The sequence below is a fragment of the Streptomyces sp. NPDC006365 genome, assembly GCF_042870755.1.
In the GTDB taxonomy this organism is placed as follows: domain Bacteria; phylum Actinomycetota; class Actinomycetes; order Streptomycetales; family Streptomycetaceae; genus Streptomyces; species Streptomyces xiangluensis.
Map to the genome: position 1 here is coordinate 1 of NZ_JBIAHS010000015.1, position 13,303 is coordinate 13,303.

The window sequence follows — 13,303 nt, forward strand, 5'->3', positions numbered from 1 at the left end:
GACGCGTCGTACGCCCAGAGCGTCATGCCGTTCGCGTGGTACGGCAGCGTCTTGCGGCGGTGCAGGATCAGGTCGTCGTCGAAGGAGAAAGGGATTCGGTGCTTGCCGAGCAGCTTCAGGGACTTTTCGGAGCGGATCGCGTCCACGCGCTCGTCCGCCGTCTCGACGTCCACGGTCCGCGGGGAGGCGCCCTCCAGGCCGAGCAGTACAGCCTTCGGGGTGCCGTGGCCGTGGCCGGTCGCGCCCAGGGAACCGTACAACTCGGCGCGAATCGAGGCCGTCGGGGCCAGCAGGCCCTCATTCTTCAGGCGGCGGGCGAACATGCGTGCCGCGCGCATCGGGCCGACCGTGTGGGAGCTGGACGGGCCGATGCCGATCGAGAAAAGGTCGAAGACCGAGATGGCCACGGTGACTCCTCAACAAGAGGTGGTACATGGGCGGGCACCGCGCACGTACGTCTCAGTGTGCGCGGTGCCCCGAAGAAAGCGTCCGAACAAGTCGTACGGAACGTACGGACCTACTTCAGGCCCGCGTACAGCGGGTGCTTGTCGGCCAGCGCGGACACCCTGGCCTTCAGCGACCCGGCGTCGTAGGCGGGCTTCAGCGCCTCGGCGATGATGTCCGCGACCTCGGCGAAGTCCTCGGCCGTGAAACCACGGGTGGCTAGGGCGGGCGTGCCGATCCTGAGCCCCGACGTCACCATCGGCGGGCGCGGGTCGTTCGGGACGGCGTTGCGGTTGACGGTGATGCCGACCTCGTGGAGGCGGTCCTCGGCCTGCTGTCCGTCGAGCTCGGAGTGGCGCAGGTCGACCAGGACGAGGTGTACGTCCGTCCCGCCGGACAGCACCGAGACGCCGGCCGAGGTGACGTCGTCCCGCATCAGGCGCTCGGCCAGGATCCGCGCGCCCTCCAGCGTGCGCCGCTGGCGCTCCTTGAACTCCTCCGAGGCCGCAACCTTGAAGGAGACGGCCTTCGCGGCGATCACATGCTCCAGGGGACCGCCCTGCTGACCGGGGAAGACAGCCGAGTTGATCTTCTTCGCGAGATCGGCCGTGGACAGGATCACGCCACCGCGCGGACCACCCAGCGTCTTGTGGGTGGTGGTCGTGACGACGTGCGCGTGCGGGACGGGGTTCGGGTGCAGTCCCGCCGCGACCAGGCCCGCGAAGTGCGCCATGTCGACCATCAAGTACGCGCCGACCTCGTCGGCGATGCGGCGGAAGGCGGCGAAGTCCAGCTGCCGCGGATACGCCGACCAGCCGGCCACGATCAGCTTCGGCCTGGACTCCTTGGCCAGCTTCTCGACCTCGGCCATGTCGACCTGTCCGGTCGCGTCGTCCACGTGGTAAGCGACGACGTTGTAGAGCTTGCCGGAGAAGTTGATCTTCATGCCGTGAGTCAGGTGCCCGCCGTGCGCGAGGTTCAGGCCCATGATCGTGTCGCCGGGCTTGAGCAGGGCGAACATCGCGGCGGCGTTGGCCTGGGCGCCCGAGTGCGGCTGGACGTTGGCGTGCTCGGCGCCGAAGAGTTCCTTGATCCGCTCGATGGCGATCCGCTCGACGACGTCGACGTGCTCACAGCCGCCGTAGTACCGGCGGCCCGGGTAGCCCTCGGCGTACTTGTTGGTGAGGACCGAGCCCTGGGCCTCCATGACCGCGACCGGAGCGAAGTTCTCCGAGGCGATCATCTCCAGGGTGGACTGCTGACGGTTCAGCTCGGCGTCGACCGCGGCGGCGACGTCCGGGTCGAGTTCGTGCAGGGGCTGGTTCAGAAGCGACATCAGTCAGGAGTCCTTCAGGAGGCGGAGTCGGAGCCGGAGAATTCGGCGTACTCGGTCGCGGAGAGCAGGTCCTTCGGCTCCTCGGCGATACGTACCTTGAACAGCCAACCGCCCTCGAACGGGGCGGTGTTCACCAGCGCCGGGTCGTCCACGACGTCCTGGTTGATCTCGGTGACCTCACCGGTGACCGGCGAGTACAGATCGCTGACCGACTTCGTCGACTCCAGCTCGCCGCAGGTCTCGCCCGCGGTCACCGCGTCGCCGACCTCGGGGAGCTGGACGTAGACGACGTCGCCGAGCGCGTTGGCCGCGTACTCGGTGATGCCGACCGTCGAGACGCCGTCCTCGGCGACCGACAGCCACTCGTGCTCCTTGCTGTAGCGCAACTGCTGGGGGTTACTCATGGCTTGGATTCTCCTGTACGCGGGGAGTGGTGATGAACGGGTTGTCGTGTGTGACAAGACCGCGGATGCCGGACGGCGGACACGAGACGGCACACGGGAACGTACGTCACGTCGGCGCGCTGCCGAACCGTCGGCGGGACTACTTCTGGCGCTTGTAGAACGGCAACGCCACGACCTCGTACGGCTCGTGGCTGCTCCGGATGTCCACTCCGACACCGGGCGTGCCGGGCGCGGAGTGCGCGGCGTCGACGTACGCCATCGCGATCGGCTTGCCGAGGGTCGGCGAGGGCGCGCCGGAGGTGACCTCGCCGATGACCTCGCCCTCGGTGACGACCGCGTACCCGGCGCGCGGGACTCGGCGGCCCTCGGCGATCAGTCCGACGAGGACGCGCGGCGGGTTCTCCTGAGCCCTGGAGGCGGCCTCGGCGAGCGCCTCGCGCCCCACGAAGTCGCCCTCCTTCTCGAACTTCACGACCCGCCCGAGCCCCGCGTCGAAGGGCGTGAGCGAGGTCGACAGTTCGTGCCCGTACAACGGCATGCCCGCCTCCAGGCGCAGCGTGTCCCGGCAGGACAGGCCGCAGGGGACGAGGCCCACCGAGGACCCCGCCTCGGTCAGCGCCTGCCACAGCTTCTCCGCGTCGGCCGGGGCGACGAACAGCTCGAAGCCGTCCTCGCCGGTGTAGCCGGTGCGCGCGATCAGGGCCGGGACGCCGGCGACCGTGCCGGGCAGGCCCGCGTAGTACTTCAGGCCGTCCAGGTCCGCGTCGGTGAGCGACTTCAGAATGCCGGGGGACTCGGGGCCCTGGACGGCGAGCAGCGCGTACGCGTCGCGGTCGTCGCGGACGTCGGCGTCAAAACCGGCGGCGCGCTCGGCCAGCGCCTCCAGGACGGTCTGTGCATTACTCGCATTCGCGACGACCATGTACTCCGTCTCTCCGAGCCGGTACACGATCAGGTCGTCGAGGATGCCGCCGTCCTCGCGGCAGATCATGGTGTAGCGGGCGCGGCCGACCTTGACGCTCCCGAGGTTCCCGACCAGCGCGTAGTCGAGCAGCGCCGCGGCCCTCGGTCCGGTGACCGTGATCTCGCCCATGTGGGAGAGGTCGAAGAGGCCCGCCTTCGTACGTACGGCGAGGTGCTCGTCGCGCTCGGATCCGTACCGCAGGGGCATGTCCCAGCCGGCGAAGTCGGTCATGGTGGCGCCGAGCGAGCGATGCAATGCATCGAGTGCGGTACGGCGTGGAATGGTACTGCTCATCGGACAGGGCTCCCAAGGCATGACGGCGAGGTCGTTCCTCCCCATCTGTCATCGGAACCTGAGAGGTTCGCCGTGACCTGTACGGTCACTGGCTTGCACCGTGGGTGGAGCCGACCCCCTGGCTGCCAGGAGACGGCCCGCTTTTCAGATGTGCCTCGCCCGCGCGGTAACGGGGCCTGAGAGATTCAAGGGAGGGACTTGCTCCTTCGGCGCCCGGACACTCGTACACGTTCGTGTACACGTGCCCGGAACTCTCCCGCGCGGATTCAAGCGGCCGGTATGCAGTTGGCGCGCACATCATCGCACGCATCGGTGCGGCACGGCAGGGGGGACTTCCACAGGGGCTCGGAGGCGTTCACGTCATTCACAGAGATCTGTGACGGGCCTGTGGCACGGCGAGAACGAAAACGACAGGGTGCACGCATTACCTTCTCTTTACACTCGACGGGGATGGGTCTCCCGACCCCATGGGGAGGACGAACAGCGTGAACAGGACCACGGCGTACGCGACGGGTGCCGCCGTCGCACTGCCCAAGCAGCCCGCTGTCCCGGCTGTCCCGGCCAGGGAGGCGTGCGGCCCGCTCCCGGCGCCCGTCGTCCGTGATCTGCGGGAGCGTGCGGGACACAGTCCGCACGGCCTGCGCTTCGGCGCGGCCGATCTCGTCGTGGTCACGGGCCTGCCGGGCAGCGGCAAGTCGACCCTGATGCGCCGCGCCGTGACGGGCGTGCGCATCGACTCACAGGACACCCGCGACCGCTGGGACCACCGCCTGTCCCGCTTTCTGCCGTACGCGGTCTACCGCCCCCTCGTACGGGCCGCGCACTACGCGGGCCTGCGCCGCGCCCTGCGCTCCGGCGAGGGCGTCGTCGTGCACGACTGCGGCACCCAGGCCTGGGTGCGCAACTGGATCGCGCGCGAAGCCAGGCGCCGCGGCGGCACTTTGCATCTGCTGCTGCTCGACGTCCCGCCGGACACGGCCCTGGACGGCCAGCGCGAGCGCGGCCGCGGGGTCTCGCGGTACGCCTTCGCCCGGCACCGCGCCGCGGTCGCCCGGCTGCTGCGCTCCGTCGAGAAGGGTGACCTGCCGGAAGGCTGCGGTTCGGCCGTCCTCATCGACCGGTCCGCGGCGGATGTGCTGCGGCGGATCGACTTCGGCGACTGAGCGGGATCGGCTGCGGCGACTGAAACGGCTCGCGCCAGGCGGGCGCTAGGGTTTTCAGTCGCAGCGGTCGCTGCCCCGGCGGTGGTATCCGGCCTATCCGGCACTGATTCCGGCAGTGGTTTTCGAGCAGGTGGTAGAGGCAGATGGACTTCCCGGCACAGGCGCACCCCCATCCACACGTCGGCTGGCCCGGCAACGAGTTGGAAGAGGTGCTCGCCGCGTCTCTCGGCGCTCCGGCGGGGCCCTCGGCGGCTGCCCGGATAGTGGAGGTCCTCGGGCGCAGCTTCCTCTGGGTGCCACTGCCGAACGGCGGCGGCCCGCACAGCGGCCCGCTGGACCTGCCCGCGATGGAGCTCGGCGGACAGGCGTACGTCCCGGTCTTCAGCTCGGTGCAGCAGTTCCGGCAGATCGCCGGCGACCACATGCCGTACACGATCGCGCCCGCCGTCGAGTTCGCGCGCGGACTGCCGCCACAGGTGGGCATCGCGGTGAACCCGGAGGGCACGGTAGGCATCCCGCTGCCCCCGCCCGCCGTCGCCGAGCTGTGCCGCGCCGGCCGCACCGAGCTGGACGGCCCCACGAGCGGCGGCCGGGTCCGCCTGTTCGAGCCCGACTGGCAGCAGGACCCGGTGGACTTCCTGACGGCCGCCTCGACCGAGTTCGAAGCCACCGGCGCCGTACGAACCGCCCGCCGCTGCCTGGCAGCCATCGAAACGGCAGACCCGGTCCTGTTCATAGGCGTAGAACTCACCTCCTGGGACCCCGACGCCAGAACCCTCCCCATGGACGCCCTGGGCCGAGCGCTCACCCGAGCCCCGGCCCCCTGGCCAGTCAACCTGGTCTTCGTGGAAGCAGCCGTGGACCCGGTGACCACGTGGCTACGAGAAAGGGTCCGCCCCTTCTACGCGGGCCCGCTGTAGAGAGTGCCCCCGTCAGGGGCGCCCCGAAGGGGCGCGGGGAACTGCGCGACAAGCGACAACGGACCGGCAGCCCGCGAATGACGTGGAGCCCCGAGCTCGAATCGGCACTTACAGCGGAGGTCAGCTCCAACCGGTTCAGCCAGCGCAGCGCATAAGCTGGTTTCATATCCGAGTCAACTTCTCGAAGGGGCGGTACAGGTGAGCGCCAGCGGCATCGCGGCCGGGCAGGTCGAGCACATGCTGCGCCAGGTCACGCCCGGGCGTTACGACGCCTACGAGGCGCTCCTGCGGGCGCTCGCGACCCCCTCGGCGGGCCAGATCTGGATGCTGCTCTGGCATGGCCAGGCCGGTTCACCGGACGCGCAGTACGGGAACATGGAGGTGGAGGGCTTCAGCTACGCGCCCTGCGTCACCTCCGCCCAGGAACTCTCGGCCAGCGGCTGGAACCGTTCGTACGAAGTCGTCGACGGCCTCGACGCGGCCCGCACCCTCTACCCCGACCACTACGGCCTGTGGCTGAACCCGCACGCGCCCGGCGGCGGCGTCGGCGTCCCCTGGCTCGACCTGCGGCGCATCGCCACCGGCCTGGAGCGGCAGCCCGCCGGCCCGCTCCGGATGGCCGAGCCGAGCATCGAACTCCCGCAGTTCTACGCCCTCCTGGCGCAGAACGCGCATCGCACCGCCGCCGTGCGCTCGCTGCGCCGCGCCTGGGTACAGCCCGCGCTGGGCGCTCCGTATCTGGCCATCGGGCTCGATGTGTACGACACGAGTCCGCCCGCCGTGGACTCGGTACGGGCGATGATGCAGCAGTCGATCGGTGCCGTGCCGGAGGGGCTGCCGGTGTCGACCGTCGCGATGTCCGACGAGTACGACCCGGTGGCCATGTGGATGCGGGCCATGACGCGCCCGTTCTACGACCGCGAGGCCCACGCGGCCCCCGCGCAGGCGCCGGTGGCGGGCGGATACGGCTACCCGGACTCGTACTGACACGCTCGTACTGACGCTCCGTCGGACTTTGCCCGACCCGGCTGACCCGGGCTCACCTCGCCTGATGCCCTCCGTTCGCCTTTCGTTCGACCTCGATTCGACTTCGGATCTGGTTCGGGTTTATTGTCCCGATCTACGCGGGTAAACGCGGCGTGTGGCTCTTGGGTATCAACTGTCCCGCGTCCGCACCTCGTTACGTACCGTTCGGATAACGGAACGTCCCAGACAGCATCACGTTTAGGCATCCATTCACCGCCAGGTCTGGCAACAGATCGCTGAACCGTTGAAGACTCCGGCTTCGGGGGTGTTCGCCCCTGTGTACGACGGACTGAATCAGGCCGCTTACAAGCGGCATGTGGGGGCCGGCTACAGCCGGTTGAGAGGGGTCGCTGCCACGATGACGGCACCATTGCACGAGCCGACCGCGGAAGCGGCCCCGAGCGCTGCCGAGGAGGCGGTGCTCGCCGGCTCCGCCGAGGGCAAGGCGGTACAGGGGCGTTCCCTCGGCCGGATCGCCTGGGAGCGCCTCAAGCGCGACAAGCTGGCCCTCACGGGCGGCGTCATCGTGCTCGTACTGATCGCGATCGCACTGCTCGCACCGGTGATCACCAACCTGGTCGGGCAGGATCCGGAGACGCACCACGAGGACCTGATCGACCCTCTCTTCTCGACCCCCAAAGGCTCCTGGGGCGGCATCAGCGCGGACCACCCCTTCGGCGTCGAACCGGTCAACGGGCGTGACGTGTTCGCCCGCATCGTCTACGGCGCCCGCATCTCGCTCCTGGTCGGTTTCATGTCCGCCATGGTCGCTGTCGTGCTCGGCACGGTTCTGGGTGTCCTCGCCGGCTACTTCGGCGGCTGGCTGGACGCGGTCATCAGCCGTGTGATGGACGGTCTGCTGGCCTTCCCGCAGCTGCTCTTCATCATCGCGCTGGTCTCGGTCATGCCGAACGAGATGCTGGGCCTCACCGGCACGGGTGTCCGCCTGTTCGTGATGATCCTGGTGATCGGCTTCTTCGGCTGGCCCTATGTCGGACGTGTGGTGCGCGGCCAGACGCTCTCGCTGCGTGAGCGCGAGTACGTCGAGGCCGCCCGCAGTCTCGGGGCCGGGCGGATGTACATCCTGTTCAAGGAGCTGCTGCCCAACCTCGTCGCGCCCATCATCGTGTACACGACGATGATGATCCCGACCAACATCCTCACCGAAGCGGCGCTCAGCTTCCTGGGCGTGGGCGTCAAGCCGCCCACGGCCTCCTGGGGGCAGATGCTCTCGAGCGCGATCGACTACTACGACTCGGATCCCATGTACATGGTGATCCCGGGTGTAGCGATCTTCATCACCGTGCTTGCCTTCAATCTCTTCGGCGACGGCGTGCGCGACGCGCTGGATCCGAAGGGTTCCCGCTGAACTGCCGTACCCCCAGGGCCCGTCATCTGTCGGCGGGCCGCTACACACACGGAGGATCCGAGTGACTACCCAACGCACCACAGGGCGGCGCAAGCAGGCCGTGGCCGCCGCCGGCGTGGTCGCCGCGCTGCTTGCCACGGCGGCGTGCGGCGGCGGCGGCACCGACGACGGCGGGGAAGGCGGCGCGGCCGGCTTCAACGCCGCCAACAACAAAGTCGCCCAGGCCTCCGAGGCCAAGAAGGGCGGCGAGCTGAAGTTCGCCGGTGTCCAGGACGCCGACTCGTGGGACACCACGCGTGGCTACTACGGCTTCGCCTGGAACTTCATGCGGTACTACAGCCGCACGCTGGTGACCGGTAAGGCGGAGCCCGGAGCGAAGGGCGCCGAGGTCACCCCGGACCTCGCCACGAGCACGGCGAAGATCACCGACGACGGCAAGACGTACACGTACACGCTGCGTGACGGGGTGACCTGGGAGGACGGCAAGCCGATCACCTCCAAGGACGTCAAGTACGGCATCGAGCGCCAGTGGGCGCAGGACGTGCTGTCCGGCGGTCCCGTCTACCTGAAGGACATCCTCGACCCCAAGGGCGAGTACCCGGGCCCCTACAAGGACACGTCCGCGGACAAGCTGGGTCTGAAGGCGATCGAGACCCCGGACGACAAGACCATCGTCTTCAAGCTGCCCGCGGCCAACTCGGACTTCGAGGACATGCTCGCCATGGCCTTCGCCTCGCCGGTCCGTCAGGACAAGGACACCAAGTCCAAGTACGGCCTGAAGCCGTTCTCGTCCGGCCCGTACAAGTTCCAGTCGTACACGCCGAACAAGAAGCTGGTCCTGGTCCGCAACGAGAACTGGAAGCAGTCCTCGGACCCGGTCCGCAAGGCGTACCCGGACAAGATCTCGCTGACGCTGTTCACCAACGCCAATGACATGGACCAGCGCCTGATCAACGGTGACTACGATCTGGACATCAACCAGACCGGCATGTCCCCGCAGGGCCGCACCACCGCCCTGAAGGAGCACAAGGGCAACCTGGACAACCCGGTCTCCGGCTACGTCCGCTACGCGGTCTTCCCGCAGAGCGTGAAGCCGTTCGACAACGTGGAATGCCGCAAGGCCGTGCTCTACGGCGCCGACCACGAGTCGCTGCAGACCGCGCGCGGCGGCCCGGTGGCCGGCGGTGACATCGGCACCAACATGCTGCCGCCGTCCGTCCCGGGTGCCGAGGGTCAGAAGTACGACCCGTACGACATGGCGGGCGCGGACAAGAAGGGCAACGTCGCCAAGGCCAAGGAGGCGCTGAAGGCCTGCGGCCAGCCGAACGGCTTCAAGACCACCATCGCGGTCCGCAACAACAAGCCGGTCGAGGTGGCCACCGCCGAGTCGCTGCAGGCGTCCCTGAAGAAGGTCGGCATCGACGTCGAGATCGACCAGTACGACGGTGCGCAGACCAGTGGCATCATCGGCAGCCCCGAGAACGTGAAGAAGAAGGGCTACGGCATCATCATCATGGGCTGGGGCCCGGACTTCCCGACCGTGCAGGGCTTCGGTCTGCCTCTGTGGAGCAGCAAGTACATCCTTGAGAGCGGCAACAACAACTTCGCCCTGATCAAGGACAAGGCGATCGACGGCCTCTTCGATGACTACGTCACGGAACTGGACGAAGCGAAGAAGGAGCAGATCTCCACGGAGATCAACCACAAGGTCATGGAGGGCGCTTACTACTTGCCCTTCGTCTTCGAGAAGTTCATCAACTGGCGCGGCAACAACCTGGCGAACGTCTACACGACCGACAACTACAGCGGTCAGTACGACTTCGTGAACCTGGGTCTGAAGAAGTAAATCCGACCGGCGCACCCGCCATACGGCACGAAAGGCAGGTGAAGGCCGGCGCGGCGTAACCCGTGGGCCACCGGAAGACCTCCGGTGGCCCACGGTCCGCCGCCGGGCCGAGAGCAGTGCTCGCTTACCTCATCAGGCGGCTCTTCGCCGCCGCAGTGATGCTGGTGGTCATCATCCTGGTGGTCTTCTGCATCTTCTTCCTCGTCCCCCGGTGGGCGGGCGTGGACCCGGCCACGATGTTCGTGGGCAAGCAGGCCGACCCCGGGGCCATCGAGGCGGTCCGCCAGAAGCTGGGTCTCGGCGACCCGATCCTCGCCCAGGTCTGGGAGTTCTTCAAAGGCCTCCTCGCTGGACGTACGTACGTCGGTGGCGGCGATGTGACCAACTGCGCGGCACCGTGCTTCGGTTACTCCTTCCGCAACGAGCAGGCCATCTGGCCGGTGCTCACCGACCGCTTCCCGGTGACACTGGCGCTCGCGCTCGGTGCCGCCGTGCTGTGGCTGCTGTTCGGGGTCGCGGCGGGTGTGCTCTCCGCGCTCAAGCGGGGCACCCTGTGGGACCGCAGCGCGATGGTCGTCGCCCTCGCCGGCGTCTCGCTCCCGATCTACTTCACCGGTCTGCTGTCGCTGGCGATCTTCAGCTACGGACTCGGCTGGCTCGACGCCCAGTACGTCCCGCTCGAGGAAAGCTTCACCGGCTGGCTCGGCGGCATGATCCTGCCCTGGATCACCCTCGCCTTCCTCTATGCGGCGATGTACGCCCGGATCACCAGAGCAACCATGCTGGAAGTCATGGGCGAGGACTACATCCGCACCGCCCGCGCCAAGGGCCTGCGCGAGCCGGTCGTCATAGGCAAGCACGCCATGCGCTCCACCATGACGCCGATCCTGACCATGCTCGGTATGGACCTCGGCGCCCTGATCGGCGGCGCGATCCTCACCGAGACCACCTTCAGTCTTCCCGGCCTCGGGCAGGCGGTCCTCAAGGCGATCAGCGACAAGGACCTCCCAGTGATCCTGGGCGTCACACTGATCACCTCGCTCGCGGTGATCGTCGCCAACCTCGTCGTGGACATCCTGTACGCCGTGATCGACCCCCGAGTGAGGCTCGCATGACCGAACTCAGCAAGAGCGGGGCGGCGCTGAGCGAGCCCGTGAAGGACTCGCCGGCCCCGACCGCCTTCCTCGAAGTCCGCGACCTGAAGGTGCACTTCCCGACGGACGACGGACTGGTCAAGTCCGTCGACGGGCTCAACTTCACGCTGGAGAAGGGCAAGACCCTCGGCATCGTGGGCGAGTCCGGCTCCGGCAAGTCGGTGACCTCGCTCGGCATCATGGGCCTGCACACCACCGGCCAGTACGGCAAGCGCAAGGCGCAGATCTCCGGCGAGATCTGGCTGGACGGCACGGAACTGCTCACCGCCGACCCGGACCACGTACGCAAACTGCGTGGCCGCGAGATGGCGATGATCTTCCAGGACCCGTTGTCGGCGCTGCACCCGTACTACACGATCGGCCACCAGATCGTGGAGGCGTACCGCATCCACCACGACGTCGACAAGAAGACCGCGCGGCGGCGCGCGATCGAGATGCTCGACCGCGTGGGCATTCCGCAGCCGGACAAGCGCGTCGACGGCTACCCGCACGAGTTCTCCGGCGGTATGCGCCAGCGCGCGATGATCGCGATGTCGCTGGTCAACAACCCGGAACTGCTCATCGCGGACGAGCCGACGACCGCCCTGGACGTGACCGTCCAGGCGCAGATCCTGGACCTGATCCGCGATCTGCAGAAGGAGTTCGGCTCCGCGGTCATCATCATCACCCACGACCTGGGCGTCGTCGCCGAGCTCTCCGACGACATCCTGGTGATGTACGGCGGCCGCTGCGTCGAGCGCGGCCCGGCCGAGAAGGTCTTCTACGAGCCCCGGCACCCCTACACCTGGGGCCTGCTGGGCTCGATGCCGCGCCTCGACCGCGACCAGCAGGAGCGGCTCATCCCGGTCAAGGGCTCCCCGCCCTCGCTGATCAACATCCCGTCGGGCTGCGCCTTCAACCCGCGCTGCCCGTACGCGGACGTCCCCAAGGACAACGTCACCCGCACGGTCCGCCCCGAGCTTGCCGAGGTCGGCAGCCAGCACTGGGCCGCCTGCCATATGACGCAGGAGCAGCGGGAGCGTATCTGGACCGAAGAGATTGCGCCCAAGCTGTGAGTGAGAAACCCGAGGACGCGGCAGTGACCAAACCCGCAGAGAGCGACGGCGCGGGCCCGAAGACGGCCCCGGGCGCGACCCTCACCAAGGACGCCGCCCCCGGCGAGACCCTGTTGAAGGTGACCGGGCTCCAGAAGCACTTCCCGATCCGCAAGGGCCTGCTCCAGCGGCAGGTCGGCGCGGTGCGGGCGGTCGACGGCATCGACTTCGAGGTCAAGTCCGGCGAAACGCTCGGCGTCGTCGGCGAATCGGGCTGCGGAAAGTCGACGATGGGCCGGCTGATCACCCGGCTGCTCGAACCGACCGCGGGCACCGTGGAGTTCGAGGGCAGGGACATCACGCACCTCGGGGTCGGCGATATGCGCCCGATGCGCCGTGACGTCCAGATGATCTTCCAGGACCCGTACTCGTCGCTGAACCCGCGCCACACGATCGGCACCATCATCGGGGCCCCCTTCAAGCTCCAGGGCGTCACGCCCGAGGGCGGCATCAAGAAGGAGGTCCAGCGGCTGCTGTCGGTGGTCGGCCTCAACCCCGAGCACTACAACCGCTATCCGCACGAGTTCTCCGGCGGCCAGCGCCAGCGCATCGGCATCGCCCGCGCGCTCGCGCTCAACCCGAAGCTGGTCGTGGCGGACGAGCCGGTCTCCGCCCTTGACGTGTCCATCCAGGCGCAGGTCGTGAACCTGCTGGACGACCTCCAGCAGGAGCTGGGCCTGACGTACGTGATCATCGCGCACGACCTGTCCGTCGTACGCCATGTCTCGGACCGTATCGCGGTGATGTACCTCGGCAAGATCGTCGAACTCGCGGACCGCGACTCGCTCTACAAGGCGCCGATGCACCCGTACACCAAGGCGCTGATGTCGGCCGTGCCCATCCCGGACCCCCGGCGCCGGGCCGCCAAGAGCGAGCGCATCCTGCTCAAGGGCGATGTGCCCTCGCCGATCTCCCCGCCGAGCGGCTGCCGCTTCCACACCCGGTGCTGGAAGGCCACGGAGATCTGCACCACCAAGGAGCCGCCGCTCCTCGAGCTGAAGCCCGGTCAGCAGGTGGCCTGCCACCACCCGGAGAACGCGGAGGACCAGGCGCCGCAGGACACGGTGCTGCTGTCAGCGGCGAAGGAGGCGGTGGAGCTGGTGCCGGACGCGGTCGTGTCGGCGGACGCGGCTCAGAAGGCTCGGGTGGAGGAATCGGGCGAGGGGCCCAAGGCCGCCAAGTAGCAGCCCACGCACACGGAAACGGGAGAGCGCACACGCGCTCTCCCGTTTCCGTGTCAGCGGGGAGATGTCACGTGGCTGAAATCTCAAAAGCTACTGCTTAGTAGT

The 13,303-nt window shown here is 68.2% G+C and carries 12 protein-coding genes and 1 riboswitch; of the genes, 8 read left to right on the forward strand and 4 right to left on the reverse strand.

The window, feature by feature from the left end:
* The 4 genes from ACFYO0_RS32255 to gcvT all read right to left on the reverse strand — a co-directional run.
* The coding region (locus tag ACFYO0_RS32255) for a serine dehydratase beta chain (protein WP_388683183.1) at positions 1-407 on the reverse strand (407 nt) is incomplete at its 3' end.
* 110 nt (positions 408-517) lie between these two features.
* On the reverse strand, positions 518-1,780 hold the full coding sequence (gene glyA, locus ACFYO0_RS32260) for a serine hydroxymethyltransferase (protein WP_388683186.1): 1,263 nt from the start codon (positions 1,778-1,780) through the stop codon (positions 518-520).
* A gap of 14 nt (positions 1,781-1,794) precedes the next feature.
* Positions 1,795-2,184, reverse strand: coding sequence for a glycine cleavage system protein GcvH (gene gcvH / locus ACFYO0_RS32265; RefSeq protein WP_388683188.1), 390 nt, complete (start codon positions 2,182-2,184; stop codon positions 1,795-1,797).
* A 139-nt stretch (positions 2,185-2,323) separates the two neighbouring features.
* Complete coding sequence (gene gcvT / locus ACFYO0_RS32270) at positions 2,324-3,442, reverse strand: glycine cleavage system aminomethyltransferase GcvT (RefSeq protein WP_388683191.1); 1,119 nt, start codon at positions 3,440-3,442, stop codon at positions 2,324-2,326.
* Positions 3,443-3,596: 154 nt separating this feature from the next.
* Positions 3,597-3,711: riboswitch (glycine riboswitch) on the reverse strand.
* A 198-nt stretch (positions 3,712-3,909) separates the two neighbouring features.
* Here gcvT and ACFYO0_RS32275 point away from each other — a divergent pair.
* The 8 genes from ACFYO0_RS32275 to ACFYO0_RS32310 all read left to right on the forward strand — a co-directional run bounded on the left by ACFYO0_RS32275 (position 3,910) and on the right by ACFYO0_RS32310 (position 13,198).
* On the forward strand, positions 3,910-4,605 hold the full coding sequence (locus ACFYO0_RS32275) for an AAA family ATPase (RefSeq protein WP_388683194.1): 696 nt from the start codon (positions 3,910-3,912) through the stop codon (positions 4,603-4,605).
* A gap of 143 nt (positions 4,606-4,748) precedes the next feature.
* Positions 4,749-5,525, forward strand: a complete 777-nt coding sequence (locus tag ACFYO0_RS32280) for an enhanced serine sensitivity protein SseB (protein WP_388683197.1) — start codon at positions 4,749-4,751, stop codon at positions 5,523-5,525.
* Positions 5,526-5,723: 198 nt separating this feature from the next.
* A complete protein-coding gene (locus tag ACFYO0_RS32285; protein WP_388683200.1) occupies positions 5,724-6,512 on the forward strand; it encodes an enhanced serine sensitivity protein SseB C-terminal domain-containing protein in 789 nt (262 codons plus the stop codon).
* A 397-nt stretch (positions 6,513-6,909) separates the two neighbouring features.
* Positions 6,910-7,920, forward strand: coding sequence for an ABC transporter permease (locus tag ACFYO0_RS32290; RefSeq protein WP_388683203.1), 1,011 nt, complete (start codon positions 6,910-6,912; stop codon positions 7,918-7,920).
* A gap of 61 nt (positions 7,921-7,981) precedes the next feature.
* Positions 7,982-9,766, forward strand: coding sequence for an ABC transporter substrate-binding protein (locus ACFYO0_RS32295; protein WP_388683205.1), 1,785 nt, complete (start codon positions 7,982-7,984; stop codon positions 9,764-9,766).
* Between the two features lie 116 nt (positions 9,767-9,882).
* The gene (locus ACFYO0_RS32300; RefSeq protein ID WP_388683207.1) at positions 9,883-10,881 is read left to right on the forward strand and encodes an ABC transporter permease; all 999 of its coding nucleotides are present in this window, start codon (positions 9,883-9,885) and stop codon (positions 10,879-10,881) included.
* Entirely contained in the window at positions 10,878-11,975 is a 1,098-nt protein-coding gene (locus ACFYO0_RS32305) for an ABC transporter ATP-binding protein (protein WP_388683209.1), read from the forward strand. Before ACFYO0_RS32300 ends, ACFYO0_RS32305 begins: the two co-directional genes overlap by 4 nt.
* Before the next feature lie 23 nt (positions 11,976-11,998).
* A complete protein-coding gene (locus ACFYO0_RS32310) occupies positions 11,999-13,198 on the forward strand; it encodes an ABC transporter ATP-binding protein (protein WP_388683211.1) in 1,200 nt (399 codons plus the stop codon).
* Positions 13,199-13,303 lie beyond the last annotated feature (105 nt).

Excerpts from the sequence above, each read along its gene's own strand:
- gcvH (WP_388683188.1), bottom strand. The coding sequence starts at position 2,184 with ATGAGTAACCCCCAGCAGTTGCGCTACAGCAAGGAGCACGAGTGGCTG.
- ACFYO0_RS32280 (WP_388683197.1), top strand. The coding sequence starts at position 4,749 with ATGGACTTCCCGGCACAGGCGCACCCCCATCCACACGTCGGCTGGCCC.
- ACFYO0_RS32290 (WP_388683203.1), top strand. The coding sequence starts at position 6,910 with ATGACGGCACCATTGCACGAGCCGACCGCGGAAGCGGCCCCGAGCGCT.
- glyA (WP_388683186.1), bottom strand. The coding sequence starts at position 1,780 with ATGTCGCTTCTGAACCAGCCCCTGCACGAACTCGACCCGGACGTCGCC.
- ACFYO0_RS32275 (WP_388683194.1), top strand. The coding sequence starts at position 3,910 with ATGGGGAGGACGAACAGCGTGAACAGGACCACGGCGTACGCGACGGGT.
- gcvT (WP_388683191.1), bottom strand. The coding sequence starts at position 3,442 with ATGAGCAGTACCATTCCACGCCGTACCGCACTCGATGCATTGCATCGC.
- ACFYO0_RS32305 (WP_388683209.1), top strand. The coding sequence starts at position 10,878 with ATGACCGAACTCAGCAAGAGCGGGGCGGCGCTGAGCGAGCCCGTGAAG.